The following is a 16,665-nucleotide window of genomic DNA, read 5'->3' on the forward strand; positions in this document are numbered from 1 at the left end:
GCTACAATAATTTCAAAAGGAGTTTACCATGCTTAAAAAAACAAAAATTGTAGCCACAGTAGGTCCAGCAAGTGAAAAGGAAGAAATTCTACGCCAAATGATTATCAATGGTGTAAATGTTTTCCGTTTAAACTTTTCTCATGGAACACATGAGTATCATAAAAAAAACTTAGATACCATAAGAAGAGTAGCTAAAGAATTGCATACTCGTATTGGAATTTTACAAGACATTAGTGGTCCTAAAATTCGTACAGGTGAACTTAAAGAACCATTTGAATTAAAAAAGGGTGATAGACTTGATTTTTATCGTGAAACAATTTTAGGGGAGAAGATTGCTCAAAATCATTATAAAATCAGTATCAATCAAAAATCCATTTTAGATATGTTAAAAATTGATGAATATATTTATCTGTATGATGGATCAATTCGTGCTAAAGTACTAAATATAGATAATCAAAAAATTGAAACCATTATAGAAAATGATGGTTTTTTAAACTCAAATAAAGGTATTAATTTTCCGAATACTAAAATCAATATTGATGTTATTACACAAAAAGATAAAAATGATTTACTTTGGGGTATAAAAAATGAAGTAGATTTTTTAGCAATATCTTTCGTGCAAAATGCGCACGATATTGATGAAGTTCGTGAAATTTTAGCACAAAATAACGCAAAAATATCTATTTTTGCAAAAATTGAAAAATTTGATGCAGTAGAAAATATTGATGAGATTATTAAATCTAGCGATGGTATAATGGTTGCAAGAGGAGACTTAGGTATTGAAGTACCTTATTATAAAGTTCCTAATATCCAAAAAGAAATTATACAAAAAGCAAACAATGCCTCTAAGCCTGTTATTACTGCGACTCAGATGCTTTTTTCATTAGCCAAAAGCAAAACCGCCACAAGAGCTGAAATTTCAGATGTTGCAAATGCTGTTTTAGATGGAACAGATGCAGTAATGCTAAGTGAAGAAAGCGCCGTTGGTATAGATCCTGCAAACGCTGTTGATATAATGTGCCAAACTATAATAGAAACAGAAAAACGCTATCCATATAACAAATTTAATGATTTTAATGATTTAGACAATACAGATAAAATCATGCGTTCTTCAGCTCATCTTGCAACAGATCTTAACTCTGATGCTATTTTTTCTTTAACAAGTAGCGGAAAATCTGCTATTAAGATTGCAAGATATCGCCCAAATATAGAAATCATAGCAGTAGGGCATTCTGAAAAAACCTTAAACTCTTTAAGTATAGTTTGGGGAGTTAATCCTGCGATTTTGGTTAACAAGAGTAATGAACTTACAGAATTATTAAAAGACTCTGTAAGATCAAGTGTTGAAAAAGGTTTTATGGATGAAGACAAATGCTATCTTCTAACTGCAGGCTTTCCAACAGGAGTAGAAGGTACTAGCAATCTTATCCGCATTCTCAATAAAGAGCAAATTGCTTATTATCTACAATAAAACATTAAATTCCTTTGAAAATAAGGAATTTAATGTTCTTATAAATTTTTTAAGTCAAAAGTCGATATAAATTAAAGCCTCACACAAAGGAGCAAATATGCAAGTGAATACTTTTTCAAATATCGCTAGCATGGCACAAACACAAGTTAGCAATAAGAAGGCAGATGATGCTAAGGAAAACACAAAAGACAAAAATGTTCAAAGTGCTAATTCTAGCAAGGATGTAGATAAAAATACCCTTGAAAAATTAAATGCACTTGGTGGAAAGGGCATTACACAAATTTACCTAGTTCAATTTCAACAGCAAACAATGAATGCTGTAATAGGTTCGAGCAATGCCCAAACTGGACTAGATAGTCTTTTAAATGGTGCCAATTTAGATACTGCGAAATCTATACTTACAAATATTGATTTTGCATCCTTAGGCTACAGTGGCAAAAATCCACTTGATATGAATACAGATGAACTTCAACAACTTGTAAGTGAAAATGGTTTTTTTGGAGTGGAAAATACAGCCAATCGCATCGCGGATTTTGTTATTAAAGGCGGTGGCGACGATGTTGAAAAATTGAAAAAAGGTCTTGAAGGTATGAAAAAAGGATTTGAGCAAGCAGAAAAAATGTGGGGCGGAGAACTTCCTCAAATCAGTCAAAATACAATAGATGCGGCACTTAAAAAAGTTAGCGATCGCATTGATGAACTAGGCGGAAAAACTCTAGATCTTCAAGCTTAACTAAAAATGCTTAGAAATTTCTAAGCATTTTTAGTTGTTATTAATATCAAAAGTAAAAAATTCACTCTTAAAATTATTAGGTAAAGTTTTATACTGAGATATCGCAGCTTCATAGTTCTTTACTTCTTGATACAACATACCAAGAGCTGCTTTACTCTCTTTGTTATTTTTATCTGTAAGTTTAGAAAGCTGCAAAAGCGCTATAGCTGAATTTGGATTATTTGCACCTACGGCTGCTACGGCTGCTAAAAATAAAGTTTTAGTATCTTTAGCTCCATAATCATCAATCAAAGAATTATAAAGCGCATAAGCCTCCTCGTATTGCTGTGCAAAAATATCCAAATAAGCTAAAGTTTGTAAAATACCCTCATCTTTTGCTCCTGAAACATTAATCAACTCTTTAAATTTCTGTCTTTCTAAATTTAAAAGCCCTGCAATATGCATTAAATTAACATAAAATTCCCTAGCTATATTTGGCCCACCAAAAACACTACGATAATCAAGTTTTAAATTTTTAAAATGAATTTGAGCATTTTGAGCATATTCTTTAATATTTAAATTTGAATTTAAAGAATTAAAATACAAGATATTTGTCAAAATATCTTCAGGCAACTCTGAACGCAATTTAGCAATTTTCACATCTACTTGATTATTAAGGTTATTATTTTTAGCAACAATAGCTTCAAAAATCAAACTCAAAGGCGTGTCTTTTTTTGTTTCATCTAAATAAGGAAGCATAGAAATATAATTATTATTAACTAAAAACAACATACTTTTTTGCATATTAGCTTTAAAATTAGAATCAGCAGCTATATTATCAAGAATTTCATTGTAAAGTTTAGTTGTATCAATATCAATTAATTTTGCACAAAACATAGCAAAAGCACCTGCTAAGTAATTTTTAGGATTAAGATGATATGAACTTGAAAAATGCTTATAAGCAAGTTCATAATTTTGCATTTGGGCATAGGTTAAAGCCAAATTATAATGTAAAATACTATGTTCTGGATAATCCTTGATAAGTTTTTGAAATTCTTGGTTAGCAAGGCGTAACTTCTGATTTAATGCATAGTTAATAATATTGGCAATTTTTACATTGGTAGATGAAAGAGCTTTGCTTGCATTAAGATAAATTCCCGCATCAGTACTATCATCTACGAAATCTGTAACATTAGCTTTTTTAATATACAAAGCAGCCTGCTTACTATCAAACACTTGATAAGGTGCAAAATAAAAAAGTAAATCGAATTGATCTTTTTGTTTTTTTAACAAATCTTTTGAAAAAGAATTTTGAGCAACTGCTATATTAAAAAGATCCTTATTTAAACGAACTTGAATTTTATAAGTATCTAAAATCTTATATCTATCTTTATCATTATCATAAGAATTTTGCAAGCGTGCTAACATATCTTGATAATTTCCTGTTTTAATATCAACCAATGTTAAAGCCGCTAAACTTTGATTAAAATCTCTTTCAATTTTCATCGCTGTACTTAAAGCGACTTTAGCTTTAGCATATTCTCCTATTCTAGCGTATAAAAGACCTAAAGATAAACTAGATTCAAAATTGCCTTGAGAATTTAATTGCTGTATAGCCTTGGAATCAAAGTCCATTTTTGCATAAATTTTAGCAGACAAATACTTTGCAACATCAGAATACGGCTCCACATCTGTTCTTTGTAACATTTGTAAAGCCTCAGGGTAATATCCTTTGTAATAATTAATCAAGCTTAAATAATAATCATATAATTTTGATTTTCCTTCTTTTGGAAGATACACTTGAGCTAAATCAATATAATATCTAAATTTTTCCTTATCATTAAGCTTTAAAGCACAAACAGCAGCATTGATAGCAGCTACACTTTGATTTTCTCCATTGGCTATAGCTTTCTTGAAGCTTTCAAAAGCTTCTTGGAATTTATTCTCATTCATTTGAGAAACGCCTAAATTATAATTAGATAAAGATTCGTTATATACGGCAACTTGCTCATAAACTTTTAAAGCCTGTTCAACTTCACCCTTTAAATATAAAGCATTTGCTTTTTGGATCATACCATCAATTCTTTGCATATCATTGTATTTATATGATTCATCAGGCATAACAACAGGTTGTTCTAAAGGCTTAGAAGCTATAATATCTGGTTTAATTTTTCCTTCACTAAAAATTAAATAAAAAAGTGTAAAAACTAAAATACAAATAATCCCCAAAGATAAACCCACAAGAGACATAAACTTACGATCTTTATACCAAGGCGTAGGCTCTTGACTTTCAACTTCTTCAAAAGTTGATACATCTTCAGGCGCACTTTCTCTTGTAAATTTAAAACCACTATCACTATTTTCTTGAGGTAATTCTTCTGGCAATGATGCAAATTCTTCATCTTCTGGAGCTTGCCCCTCTTGCCCTTTAAATCCCTCTAAACTCTCATCAAGTCTTGGTTGATTTAAGCCATCTTCGGGTTTTTCTAGTATTATATCTTCTTGTTCAGCCATCTATACTCTTTAAAAATATTTTTTCAAAGCATCAGGAATATGAATTTTTCCTTCTTTATCTTGATAATTTTCCATAATCGCTACCAAGGTTCTTCCTACTGCCAAAGATGAGCCATTAAGAGTGTGAACGAGTTCATTTTTTCCTTGTTCATTTTTATAGCGAATTTTAGCACGTCTTGCTTGAAAATCACGACAATTTGAAACCGAGCTGATCTCACGATATTTATTTTGTCCTGGAAGCCACACTTCAAGATCCACAGTTTTTGCTGCACTAAAACCCAAATCTCCAGTGCAAAGCATCAAATGTCTATGCGCTAAACCTAAAGAACTCAGCAAATCACTTGCACACTCAAGCATTTCATTAAACACGCTATCACTTTGCTCAGGTTTAGTAATACTTACAAGCTCTACTTTTTCAAACTGGTGTTGTCTTATAATACCTCTTGTATCACGCCCTGCACTGCCTGCTTCTTTTCTAAAACAAGCGCTATAACAAGTCATTTTTATCGGTAAAGTTTCACTCGCTAAAATTTCTCCACTATAAAGATTGGTTACTGGAATTTCAGAAGTTGAGATCAAATACAAATCCTCATCATCTACCTTATACATATCTTCTTTAAATTTTGGCAACTGACCTGTCCCAAACATAGTAGCACCATTTACCAAAAAAGGCACATTAACAAATTCAAATCCACGACTTCTATTAAAATCTATCATATAATTTACCAAAGCGCGGCTTAATAAAGCTCCTTCGTTTTTAAGCACACAAAAACGACTTTGTGAAATTTTTACCCCACGCACAAAATCAAGCCAATTTAAACTCTCACCTAATTCAAAATGTTCTTTTGGAGTAAAATCAAAGCTAGGTGGATTTAAAACTTTTTTAAGCTCCACATTTTCATCTTCGTCTTCACCCACAGGCACACACTCATCAGGGATATTTGGGATGGCATGAGCAATTTCTTCAAGCTCATTTTCTAAAGCATTTACTTTAGTGCTTTGCTCATTAATTTTGCTTTTATTTTCGCTTAATTTTGCTTTTAAACTTTCTTTATCTTCGGCTGTAGCAAGCTCTTTACTGAATTTATTTTGAAAAGCTTGAAATTCTTCTAAAGCTGTTTTTTCTTTTTTTAAACTTGCAAAAAGTTCAGCAAGTTTTTTTAAGATATTTTCATCAACTTTTTTATTTTTCAACTTTTTAGCCACTTCATCAAAATTATTTTGCAAATTTTTTAAATCTAGCATTTTCTACTCCTTAAAGTCCGATTTTTTCATAAATTTTTTGCATTTTTTCTTGGGCGATTTTTCTTGCTTTAGTCGCACCAAAATCCAAAATTTCTTTCAAATGCGAAGGCTTTTCTAAAAGCTCATTGTATTTTTCTCTTGCTTCTTTAAAATAAGCATTTACAAGCTCGTTTAAATACATTTTAAAATGTCCATAACCCTCACCACCTTTTTCATAGCGTATTTGTAATTCTTTTTGCCCTAATTCATCTAAAAAAAGCTTTGCGATTTTAAAAACATTGCAGCTTTTAAAATCTTTTGGATCTTCTAAAGCGGTACTATCGGTTACTATGGAAGAAATTTGTTTTTTTAAGGTTTTTTCACTGCTAAAAATATCTATAGTATTTTGATAAGATTTACTCATTTTTGCTCCATCAGTACCCACAACTACAGCTACTTCTTCATTCACTCTTGCTTCTGGAAGGGTAAAAATTTCTCCCCATTCATTATTAACTTTTAAAGCAATATCACGTGCGATTTCAACATGTTGGATTTGATCTTTTCCCACAGGGACAATTTGCGTATCAAAAAGCAAAATATCTGCTGCCATTAAAACAGGATAAGAAAAAAGTCCGTGTGAAGCACTAAGCCCCTTAGCAACTTTATCCTTATAACTATGCGCACGCTCTAATAAACCCATAGGAGTAAATTGCGATAAAATCCAATAAAGCTCCATAACTTCCTTAACATCACTTTGCAACCAAAAAACGCTCTTTTGCGGATCTATACCAAGGCTTAAAAAAGCCGCAGCAGCTTTTAAGGAATTTTGTTTAAGTTTTTCTCCATCTTGAGAAGAAGTCATGGCATGATAATTAGCAATAAACATAAACATTTGGCTTTTTTCTTGTGCATCTACCATTTGCTTAATCGCACCAAAATAATTACCTATATGCAAATCGCCACTTGGCTGAAGGCCTGTTAATACTCTCATTTTACCACCTTTTTAATCTCGCTTAAAAGCTCATCTATATTTTTATTTTCTATATTTAAAATAAAATTTGCCTTTAGTTCATACTTGCTTAAACGCTCATTATATAATTTTTTTGCTTTAATTTCATCATAAAATAAAGGTCTTTTAGAAATTTCATCTTTGTCTAAACGCTTTTTTAAATATTCAAAACTTGCTTTTAAATAAATACAAAAACCTACTTTTTCTAAATTTGAAACATTAACAAAACCCCCGCCTGTAGCAATACAAGTTTTCTCACAAGAACTAAAAAAATCAGCCATTTTTTGCTCTTGTTCTCTAAAAAAAATCTCGCCTTTTTGTGCGAAAATTTCACTGATTTTTTGATTAAATTTTTGTTCTATTAAAAAATCACTATCTAAAAAAACAAGATCTAAATCCTTAGCCAAAGCTCTTGCTAAAGTGCTTTTTCCAGAACCCATAAATCCTATAAAAACGATATTTTTAGCTTTCATCATTTTCTTTACTGCCCTTTTTACGCGAAGCAATCACTAAAGGCACACCTTCGAAATTAAATTCTTTTCTGATTTGATTTTGTAAATAACGCTTATAGCTAAAATGCAAGGCCTTAGGACGATTCATAATAAGTGCAATTTTTGGCGGTGCTAAGTCATATTGTACTGCATAATAAATTTTAACCAATTTCCCATAATCATGCGGCAAAGGATGTGCTCTTGTGGCATTTTCTATCAAAGTATTAAGCTTAGAAGTTTGGATTTTTTGAGTGAAATTTTCAAAAATTTGCAAAATTTTATCGAGTAAAACATGCACCCTTTTTCCACTTAAAGCTGATACACTAATCACAGGTGCGTAAGCTAGAAATTTAAAACGATCAAGACGCAATTCTTTTACAGTCTTATCAAAATCCATCTCACTTTTATCCCATTTATTTAAAACAATAATCACACCCAAATAATGCTTAGCCACAAGCCCAGCAATGCGTTCATCAAGCTCGTTAAAGCCCTCATGCGCATCTAAAACCAAAAGTGCTATTTGAGAATGAGATAAAATTTTTTCCGTGCGATTTAGGGCAAAGCGTTCGAGTCCTTGAATTTTACCCCTTTTTCTAATACCTGCAGTATCAACAAATTCTATCACTTTATCTTTATGAACTACACTTTCATTAACAGGATCTATAGTAGTTCCTGCGATAGAACTTACAACACTGCGTTCTTGTTTAACCAAAGCATTTAAAAGACTTGATTTTCCAACATTTACACGCCCTACAATACCCACTCTGATATGATTTTGATCGACTTCTTTAAATTGAAATTCTTTTCCTTCTTCATAATGCTCTAAAAAATCTTCTAAATTTTCTTCTTCATCGGGGATTAAAAACTCTTCATGTAAAAATTTTTCAAGCCATTCATAAAGTTCATCTAAGCCTACATTATGGGTTACTGAAAGATTAAAGATTTCCTTTACGCCAAAATTTGCAAACTCCCAAGCCCTTTCTTCATCTTTTTTATTATCTACTTTATTAATCACTAAGGCTATAGGTTTTCCAAGTTTTTTTAAAGAATAAAAAAACTGTCTATCCTCATCATCAGGCGCTAATTTTCCATCAACTAGATAAAGTATGATATCGCTTTCTTTGGCTACTTTTAAAGTGTTTTTTTTCACATTTTTAAAAAGTTCATCACTTTCATCAAGCCCTCCACTATCAATAAGCATGGCTTTTTTTGAATGAATATGAATTTCTGTTTTATTTGTATCTCTAGTTGTACCTGAAATATCACTTGTAATAGCTATTCTTTGTCTTGCCATTCTATTAAAAAGACTTGATTTACCAACATTTGGCTTACCTATAAGTATGATGCTTTGCATTTTTTTCCTAGAAAATTATATTTTTAAAATTATATAAAATTTGGCTTAATATTAAGCAAAAAAAGACTAGAATTAACCCAGATTTTAGTCAAGGAAAAAAAATGCTAAAAGTAATCAAGCATAATTTAGGAATTTATTTCATGATTTTAGCATGTTTGGACTTTGCACTTATGGGAGCTTGTGCAAAAATTCTTAGCAAGGAAATGAGTTCTATAGAAATTATGTTTTTTAGAAATATTATAGGAATTTTTTTCATAGTCTATCTTTTAAAACGATCTAAGGCACATAAAGAAGGGGGACATTTTTGGCTCTTGGTATTTCGTGGAGTAGTAGGCACGCTTTCACTATATATGTTTTTCTATAATGTTTCAAATATTACACTAGGTGGAGCTTTTGCTTTTCAAAAAACCGCTCCTATTTTTATTACTTTAATAGCTTTTGTTGTTTTTAAAGAAAATATTGGCATCAAAGGCTGGATAGGAATTTTAATAGCATTTGGTGGAGTGCTTTTAATCGCTCAGCCTTGGGCTCATAATTTAAATCATTCAGGCTTTGATTTAAAAAATTCAGTTATAGGCATCACGAGTGGATTTTTAGCCGCTTTAGCTCTTACAAGTGTAAGAGAACTTAGAAAATCTTACACTACAGAACAAATTGCCTTTTCTTTTATCCTTTTAGGAACCTTAATGCCTTTAATTTCTATGATCAGTGCTGAATTTTTTGAACCACAGCATCTTGATTCTTTACATTTAGATTTCATTCTAGCACCTTTTGTGATGCCAAGTCTTACAGCTTGGCTTATCATTGCCATTATGGGAACTTTAGGCACCATTTATCAAATTCATGTCACTAAAGCTTATGGTATCGCTAAACAAGCAGGAGTGGTTGCCGGAGTTAGTTATCTTGATGTAGTATTTAGCATGATAGTTGGGATAATTTTAGGAGATAATTTACCAAGTACTATGGTTTTTTTAGGTATAATAGGCATTATTTTTGGTGGATTAATTTTAGTTAAGAACAAAGGAAAAAAATGAAAAAAATGATACTCATTGCTGGTCCTTGTGTGATAGAAAGCAAAGATTTGATTTTTAAAGTTGCCGAACAATTAAAAAATTTTAATGAAAATCCAAATATAGAATTTTATTTCAAATCAAGTTTTGATAAGGCCAATCGCACAAGTATTAATTCTTTTCGAGGTCCTGGCCTTGAAGAAGGATTAAAAATTTTACAAAGCGTAAAAGATGAATTTGGTATGAAAATCTTAACCGATATACACGAAAGCAATCAAGCAAACCCTGTAAGTGAAGTAGCTAATGTCTTGCAAATTCCTGCTTTTTTATGTCGTCAAACCGATTTACTTGTAGCCGCAGCAAAAACTAAGGCAAAAGTTAATATCAAAAAAGGACAATTTTTAAACCCAAGCGATATCAAATACAGCGTTAAAAAAATTCTACAAACCCGTGGCATAGAAGATGAAGGCTATGAAGCTGCTCAAAAAAATGGTGTTTTTGTAGCTGAAAGAGGAGCTAGCTTTGGCTATGGAAATCTAGTAGTAGATATGCGTTCTTTAGTTATCATGCGTGAATTTGCTCCAGTTATTTTTGATGCTACCCATAGTGTACAAATGCCAGGGGCTGCAGGTGGAAGTAGCGGAGGAAAAAGCGAATTTGTAGAACCTTTAGCAAGAGCGGCAGCAGCCGTAGGCATAGATGGCTTTTTCTTTGAAACACATATTAATCCTTGCGAGGCTTTATGCGATGGACCTAATATGCTTGATCTTACACGCCTTAAAAATTGCGTTAATACATTACTAGAAATACAAAATATCATAAAGGAAAACAAATGAATATTATTGAAGGAAAATTAAATTTAGACTCAAATACAAAAATTGCTATCATTAATGCAAGATTTAACCATATCATCACAGATCGCCTTGTAGAAGGAGCAAAAGATGCTTTTTTAAGACACGGAGGCAAAGAAGAAAATCTAAGCCTTATACTTGTTCCTGGTGCTTTTGAGCTTCCGTATGCGTTAAAAAAAGCTATAGAAAGCAAAAAATTTGATGCAATTTGTTGCGTAGGTGCAGTAATTCGTGGCTCAACTCCGCATTTTGACTATGTTTCAGCAGAAACCACCAAAGGCATAGCCAATGTGAGTTTAAATCATAATATCCCTGTAAGCTTTGGTGTTTTAACTACAGATACAATAGAACAAGCCATAGAAAGAGCTGGAAGCAAAGCAGGCAATAAAGGCTTTGAAGCTATGACAACTGTAATCGAGATGTTAAATTTAAGCAAGGAGCTTTAATGGCAACGCGTCATCAAGTTCGCCAAAGCGTCATCTCCTTACTTTATGCTTTTGAATTAAATTCTCAAAACAACGTTTTTGTAGATGAAATTTTAGATGAAAAAAAAATACGCAATGAACAAAAAAATTTTACTTTAAATTTATATCATGGAATTTTAGATAATTTAAACAATATTGATGAAACCTTAAATTCATTTCTAAATGATAATCAAATTACAGCTTTAGGACATGTAGAAAGAGCTATACTAAGACTTGGAGCTTATGAGTTACTTTTTACCGATACTCCTAGTGCCATTGTTATCAATGAAGCTATAGAACTTGCCAAAGAACTTGCTAATGATAATTCTCCAAAATTTATAAATGGAGTTTTAGATGCCTTAATAAAGGCTAAAAAATGAAGCTTTGTGTCGCACTTGATCTTTCTACAAAAGAAGAATGCTTACAACTTGCTAAAGAATTAAAAAATTTAGACATATGGTTAAAAGTAGGTTTAAGAGCATATTTAAGAGATGGTTTTAAATTCATAGAAGAACTTAAAAAAGTTGATGATTTTAAAATATTTCTTGATCTTAAAATTCATGATATTCCCAACACTATGGCAGATGCTTGCGAAGAAATATCAAAACTTGGTGTTGATATGATCAATATCCACGCAAGTGCTGGAAAAATAGCCATGCAAGAAGTTATGACACGGCTTAGCAAATTTTCAAAAAGACCATTAGTTTTAGCAGTTTCTGCTCTTACGAGTTTTGATGAAGAAAATTTCTTTAGTATTTATAGACAAAAAATCGAAGAAGCTGTAATTAATTTTTCAAAAATATCCTATGAAAATAGACTTGATGGTATGGTATGCTCTGTTTTTGAAAGTAAAATCATCAAAGAACACACCCAAAGAAATTTCTTAACTCTCACTCCAGGAATTCGTCCATTTGGAGAGAAAAATGATGATCAAAAACGCGTCGCTAATTTAACAATGGCTAGAGAAAATTTAAGCGATTTTATAGTAGTTGGACGCCCTATTTATAAAGATAATAACCCTAGAAAAATTTGTGAAAAAATTCTACAAGAAATTTAATAATCATTATCTTTGTTATATTTTAATAATAAAAATTTTTAATAAGGAAAAATTATGATTATAACTCCTGAGAATTTATATAAAAAAAGAAGAGATTTTTTAAAACTTGGAGCAGGTGCTTTAATAAGTTCAAGCGTGCTTACTTCTAAACTATCTGCTTTAAATTTCACAAACGATACTAATCCAAACAAACTTGAAATCAGCGATGAAGAACTGGCTACAAATTATGTTAATTTTTATGAATTTTCAACAGACAAAAAAAAGGCTGTATCATTAGCACAAAATTTCAACACTCAAAATTGGAAAATCGATATCAGTGGAGAAATAGAAAAACCTTTAACTCTAAGCATGGAAGATATTTTAAAATTCCCTCTAGAAGAAAGAATTTATCGTTTTCGCTGTGTTGAAACTTGGTCTATGGTGGTACCTTGGGTAGGCTTTGAATTGCGTCGTTTGATTGAAATGGCAAAGCCTACAAGCAAAGCAAAATTTGTTAAATTTACCACTCTTTTAGATAAGAGTCAATTTCCCGATCAAGACGCTTTATTTCCAACTATAGACTATCCTTATGTAGAAGGACTTCGCATGGATGAAGCTATGCATCCTCTTACCTTGCTTGCAGTAGGAATGTATAAAAAAGCCTTAAAGCCTCAAAATGGCACTCCAATACGCCTTGTTGTTCCTTGGAAATATGGCTTTAAAAGTATTAAATCCATAGTTAAAATAGAATTTACCAAAGAACAGCCTAAATCCACTTGGGAAAGTTACGCTCCAAACGAATATGGTTTTTATGCCAATGTCAATCCTAATGTCTCTCATCCTAGATGGTCTCAAGCTAACGAGAGGACTTTAGGAGATTTCTTTACCAAGCCTACTTTAATGTTTAATGGCTATGAAAAAGAAGTAGCAAGTTTATATAAAAACATGGACTTGAAAGTGAATTTTTAATGCAGACAAAATACTTTAAATTTCTTGCTTATTTTAGCTTTATCATAAGTTTAATCTATGGCTTTTATCGCATCATAAAAGCCTTTGATTTTGTAAAAGAAGCCTATATTTACACCGGAATATTTGCTTTGATCTTTTTAAATTTAAGTCTTTTATTTTCTTTGCTTAAATTTAAAAAAACAAAAAATTATCCTAAAATTTTAGGTATTTTTGCAGCTTTTTGGGCGATTTTGCACTTTTTAAATTATTTTATTTTTGATAGAAATGCTCAAATTTTAAGGCTTTTCGATGATATTTCACATCGTTTATTAGAAGCAAGTGGATTTATCGCATTTTTAATCATATTTTTAATGCTTTTAAGTTCTTTTAAAATCTTTAAAAAACTTAGTAAAATCAGAAAACTAGGATATTTATGCTTAGTTTTGGCAAGTTATCATTATTTTTTAACCCCAAAAATTCCTATGTTTTGGGAATGGAGTGCTTTAATTATAGCTTTGTTTTATTTTATAGTTCGCTATACAAAAACATTAAAAAAGTTAAAATCCAACAATCTTACTTTTATCAAAACTTGAATTTAATTCTTTTTGTATGCTTTCTATAAAATCTTGCATTTTAAAAACCCCATCTTGTGATACAGCTACTTTCAAAGCTGTATTCTTCACCACCATTAAAATTTGTGCTCCACTTAATTCATAATTTGATAAAATATTTATATCAAAATCTTTTTCAAATAATGCTTTTTTAGGTAGAAATTTTTCCCAAATTTTAAGCCTATCTTTAAAATCAGGTTTTTTAAATTCTATCTTATAATCAAATCTTCTTGAAAATGCACTATCTAAGCTTTCTAAAAAATTTGTCGTAGCGATAATCACACCACTAAAACGCTCAATTTGCTCTAAGAATATATTTTGCATTTGATTATGCATTTTATCACTACCACTACTTCCATCTACACGCGTACTTAAAAACTGATCGGCTTCATTGAGAAGTAAAATAGGACTTTGTTTGCAAGTTTGCACGATATTTTTATAAGTATCAAAAATTTTTCTTACATTTTGTTCACTCTCTCCAACCCATTTGCTCAAAATTTTAGAACAGTCAAAACTAAGAACAGATTTTTTCATTGATTTAGCCATAGCTAAAGCTGACATAGTTTTTCCAGTACCAGCAGGACCATAAAAAATAATTTTAGCTTCTATATTTTTATTACTCTTTATACCCCAAGAATGAAGTCTTTCTAGGACTTTTTTATCTTGTTGTTTTAAAATATTTTCTAAAAGCTCTTTTGTATTTTCAGGCATAATAATATCATTGATGTCAGTGCTTGGTTCTATAAGCTCGAAAATATCTTGATCTTTTAAAACACTTTCAATTTTGATTTTTTTACTTTGTTTTGGTTCAAAATTTATAATTCTTTGTAAAATTTCATCAATAATAAAAAAACTTTTAGAAATATCTCCAAAAGCATTTAAATATTCATCATACTCGATTAAGTTTAAAAGAGGAGCATTTTCTTGTAATAGTTTTTTATTTTTATGCCTTTCTAAATCATTTTCACTGATTAAAGAAAGTAAAGAATTCATTTCTCTAGAAATCGAACTTTCATTACTTAAGGCGTATTCTTCTTTTAAAAGTGCTAGAAAAATAATTTGTTCTTTATGTTCAAGATTGTATTCTTTAAAAATATCAGCCAATACATTATAAAATTTACTTTTTTTTAATCTTTCTTTGATATGTTTTTCATAAAGTTTAATTTGATTTTTTATTTCACTATTATAAGCACTTTTTTGTATAAAACTTAATCTTTCGTATAATTGAATACGCACAAATTCATCTTTTAAATATTCTAAATAATCTGCATAAGCCTCTTGTTTCTCAAAGTTTAAACGAGGTTTTGCTTCTAAAAATTCTAAAAAATATTCACTTAGACTAAGCTCACTTTGCAATAAGGCAAGAGTTAATGTTTGAGTTTTATTATTTTCTAAACTTTTAAAAAAACTCGAATTTTGATTTACAAAACCTCTTTCGATAAGTTTTTTTAAATCCTCCAAAGCATCAAGATAAAGATACTTATCATTTCCAAAAATTGTCGATAATAAAGTAAAGGCATTGATAGAAGAAATAGAAACGACATAATTTCTACAAAGTTCTCTAAGAATCAAAGCCTCATTTTTAGCACACTTAAGCTCTTTATAAATTTGAGTATCTTCTATATTTTTTAAACTTAAAAAATTTTTTAATTTTTCCATTATTTTTTAAATTCCTTAAGCTCATCTTCGTTAAATTCTACGCAAATATTTTCATCTAAAAAATGACCTTCAAAAGGTAGATAACAAATTTTTAGTTTTCCATTATTAAACAAAAAATTATTATTAAATTGTAGATTTTGCAGATCTTCAAAACACTCATCACATGTATTTTTAAGCTTCTCATGTAAAAGATTTTGAAATTTTTGATTTTCAGTATTATACAAATCATTTAGTTTTACAAATGCGTGAGCATTAATATCATAAACAAAATTATTTAACTCTAAAATAGCACGACTCATACCATCTTCATAAAAATAATACCATTCTTCAAAACTAATTTTTCCATCTTGTAAAAAAATAGGTTTTTGGCGAATTTGTTCAAAACTAAATACACCCTTATGAACAGGATGAAATTCTTTAAAATCATCATTAAAACCTATAAAATCAAGACTACGCTTTATACGAATGCCATCTTGCGTTTCAATAAGTTCTAAAGTAGTCGTTCCTAAATTTTCTCCTTGAAAATTTTTATTATCATATGTAAGCATTTTAGAAGAATTGATTTTATATTTTTTACGCTCATCCTGCCAAAAATCATTTGTCTTAAAGAGTGGAATCTCTAAATTTCCATTTATATCATCAACAATTAAAAAACTAGAACTTGTTTGATTTTTATCCCTGTCAAAAAGTGGAGTCATAGGTGCATTATCATAAACTATGGCAAAAATTTCTTTATCTTGCAAATGATAAAAATACAATTCACCTTTATAAACTTGTGCTAAAGCTAGATTTACAAAGCAAAATACCAGTAAAAAAAATTTCAAACTCTATCCTTCAATTTTGAATATGCGTTAAGATAATTTTAGTATGTGAAATTTTATCAAAAAAACTTACTTTATTATCACAAACTTGATAAAAAATTTCATAATTTTTTGCTTTTAAATTTTGCTCAAAACCACAATCAGTTTTTTCTAAATTTTTACCCTGCCATAAAGCATTTGCCTTTAAAATATCACTTAAAATATCATCATAATATACATTTTTAAAAAATTTTTGATTAAACACTTTTTTATCATAACACACTGCATTGATGCAAATTTTATCCTTGATTTTGAGTTCAAAAAAAGCTTGCCCTAGTTTATAAACTTCCAAATTTAAAGCATTATTTTCTTTTTTTAAAAAAGCTGCATCATTGATTTTTATCATAGGAGAAGCAATCAAAACCATCAAGCTTTGACTTGAAAAATTTTGATTTTTCACACTACAAGCACAAAGAAAAAAAACAAAACATAGAGCTAAACAATGTTTCAA

16 protein-coding genes and 1 pseudogene are annotated in these 16,665 nt (G+C 30.2%); 9 read left to right on the plus strand and 8 right to left on the minus strand.

The annotated features are described in order from the left end of the window. Nucleotides 1-28 precede the first annotated feature (28 nt). Together pyk and AJ939_RS04785 are read left to right on the plus strand one after the other, a co-directional pair. A complete protein-coding gene (gene pyk, locus AJ939_RS04780) occupies nt 29-1,471 on the plus strand; it encodes a pyruvate kinase (RefSeq protein ID WP_070276417.1) in 1,443 nt (480 codons plus the stop codon). Nucleotides 1,472-1,568: 97 nt separating this feature from the next. After that, the gene (locus tag AJ939_RS04785; RefSeq protein ID WP_070276415.1) at nt 1,569-2,204 is read left to right on the plus strand and encodes a hypothetical protein; all 636 of its coding nucleotides are present in this window, start codon (nt 1,569-1,571) and stop codon (nt 2,202-2,204) included. A 30-nt stretch (nt 2,205-2,234) separates the two neighbouring features. On the opposite strand, the gene pflB is transcribed toward AJ939_RS04785, so the two are convergent. The 5 genes from pflB to der are packed head-to-tail and all read right to left on the minus strand — an operon-like array spanning nt 2,235 to nt 8,775. Continuing rightward, nucleotides 2,235-4,697 carry a motility protein PflB gene (pflB, locus tag AJ939_RS04790; RefSeq protein WP_070276413.1) on the minus strand — a complete coding sequence of 821 codons (2,463 nt, stop codon included), beginning with the start codon at nt 4,695-4,697 and terminating at the stop codon, nt 2,235-2,237. A 9-nt stretch (nt 4,698-4,706) separates the two neighbouring features. Then, on the minus strand, nt 4,707-5,942 hold the full coding sequence (serS, locus tag AJ939_RS04795) for a serine--tRNA ligase (RefSeq protein WP_002882722.1): 1,236 nt from the start codon (nt 5,940-5,942) through the stop codon (nt 4,707-4,709). 10 nt (nt 5,943-5,952) lie between these two features. Then, nucleotides 5,953-6,912 carry a tryptophan--tRNA ligase gene (trpS, locus tag AJ939_RS04800; protein ID WP_002922505.1) on the minus strand — a complete coding sequence of 320 codons (960 nt, stop codon included), beginning with the start codon at nt 6,910-6,912 and terminating at the stop codon, nt 5,953-5,955. Then, entirely contained in the window at nt 6,909-7,406 is a 498-nt protein-coding gene (locus AJ939_RS04805; protein WP_079264319.1) for a shikimate kinase, read from the minus strand. The genes trpS and AJ939_RS04805 overlap by 4 nt, the downstream gene beginning before the upstream one ends. Further along, nucleotides 7,393-8,775: a ribosome biogenesis GTPase Der gene (gene der, locus AJ939_RS04810; protein ID WP_002922512.1), complete on the minus strand. Its 1,383-nt coding sequence runs from the start codon at nt 8,773-8,775 to the stop codon at nt 7,393-7,395. The genes AJ939_RS04805 and der overlap by 14 nt, the downstream gene beginning before the upstream one ends. A gap of 101 nt (nt 8,776-8,876) precedes the next feature. Here der and AJ939_RS04815 point away from each other — a divergent pair, with 101 nt between their 5' ends. The 7 genes and pseudogenes from AJ939_RS04815 to AJ939_RS04845 all read left to right on the plus strand — a co-directional run bounded on the left by AJ939_RS04815 (nt 8,877) and on the right by AJ939_RS04845 (nt 13,677). After that, nucleotides 8,877-9,809 carry a DMT family transporter gene (locus tag AJ939_RS04815; RefSeq protein WP_002877515.1) on the plus strand — a complete coding sequence of 311 codons (933 nt, stop codon included), beginning with the start codon at nt 8,877-8,879 and terminating at the stop codon, nt 9,807-9,809. Further along, nucleotides 9,806-10,621: a 3-deoxy-8-phosphooctulonate synthase gene (gene kdsA, locus AJ939_RS04820; protein ID WP_053872456.1), complete on the plus strand. Its 816-nt coding sequence runs from the start codon at nt 9,806-9,808 to the stop codon at nt 10,619-10,621. Before AJ939_RS04815 ends, kdsA begins: the two co-directional genes overlap by 4 nt. After that, complete coding sequence (ribE, locus tag AJ939_RS04825; RefSeq protein ID WP_002854278.1) at nt 10,618-11,082, plus strand: 6,7-dimethyl-8-ribityllumazine synthase; 465 nt, start codon at nt 10,618-10,620, stop codon at nt 11,080-11,082. Before kdsA ends, ribE begins: the two co-directional genes overlap by 4 nt. Then, nucleotides 11,082-11,480 carry a transcription antitermination factor NusB gene (gene nusB, locus AJ939_RS04830; protein ID WP_002854405.1) on the plus strand — a complete coding sequence of 133 codons (399 nt, stop codon included), beginning with the start codon at nt 11,082-11,084 and terminating at the stop codon, nt 11,478-11,480. Before ribE ends, nusB begins: the two co-directional genes overlap by 1 nt. After that, nucleotides 11,477-12,154 (plus strand): annotated as a pseudogene (gene pyrF / locus AJ939_RS04835) (orotidine-5'-phosphate decarboxylase); the annotation flags it as partial. The gene nusB and the pseudogene pyrF, both read left to right, overlap by 4 nt. 57 nt (nt 12,155-12,211) lie before the next feature. Continuing rightward, the gene (gene msrP, locus AJ939_RS04840; protein WP_044794002.1) at nt 12,212-13,105 is read left to right on the plus strand and encodes a protein-methionine-sulfoxide reductase catalytic subunit MsrP; all 894 of its coding nucleotides are present in this window, start codon (nt 12,212-12,214) and stop codon (nt 13,103-13,105) included. Beyond that, complete coding sequence (locus AJ939_RS04845; RefSeq protein ID WP_053872455.1) at nt 13,105-13,677, plus strand: sulfite oxidase heme-binding subunit YedZ; 573 nt, start codon at nt 13,105-13,107, stop codon at nt 13,675-13,677. Before msrP ends, AJ939_RS04845 begins: the two co-directional genes overlap by 1 nt. Here the strand turns inward: AJ939_RS04845 and AJ939_RS04850 are convergent. From AJ939_RS04850 to AJ939_RS04860, 3 genes are read right to left on the minus strand one after another with little or no spacing between them, the layout of a single operon-like run. Further along, nucleotides 13,642-15,354, minus strand: a complete 1,713-nt coding sequence (locus AJ939_RS04850) for an AAA family ATPase (RefSeq protein ID WP_002861139.1) — start codon at nt 15,352-15,354, stop codon at nt 13,642-13,644. The two genes, AJ939_RS04845 and AJ939_RS04850, sit on opposite strands and share 36 nt — an antisense overlap. Next, nucleotides 15,354-16,178 carry a hypothetical protein gene (locus tag AJ939_RS04855; protein ID WP_070276411.1) on the minus strand — a complete coding sequence of 275 codons (825 nt, stop codon included), beginning with the start codon at nt 16,176-16,178 and terminating at the stop codon, nt 15,354-15,356. The genes AJ939_RS04850 and AJ939_RS04855 overlap by 1 nt, the downstream gene beginning before the upstream one ends. Before the next feature lie 10 nt (nt 16,179-16,188). Then, nucleotides 16,189-16,665: a hypothetical protein gene (locus AJ939_RS04860; RefSeq protein WP_002861137.1), complete on the minus strand. Its 477-nt coding sequence runs from the start codon at nt 16,663-16,665 to the stop codon at nt 16,189-16,191.

This window comes from Campylobacter sp. BCW_6889 (assembly GCF_001762535.1).
Taxonomy (GTDB): Bacteria; Campylobacterota; Campylobacteria; order Campylobacterales; family Campylobacteraceae; genus Campylobacter_D; species Campylobacter_D jejuni.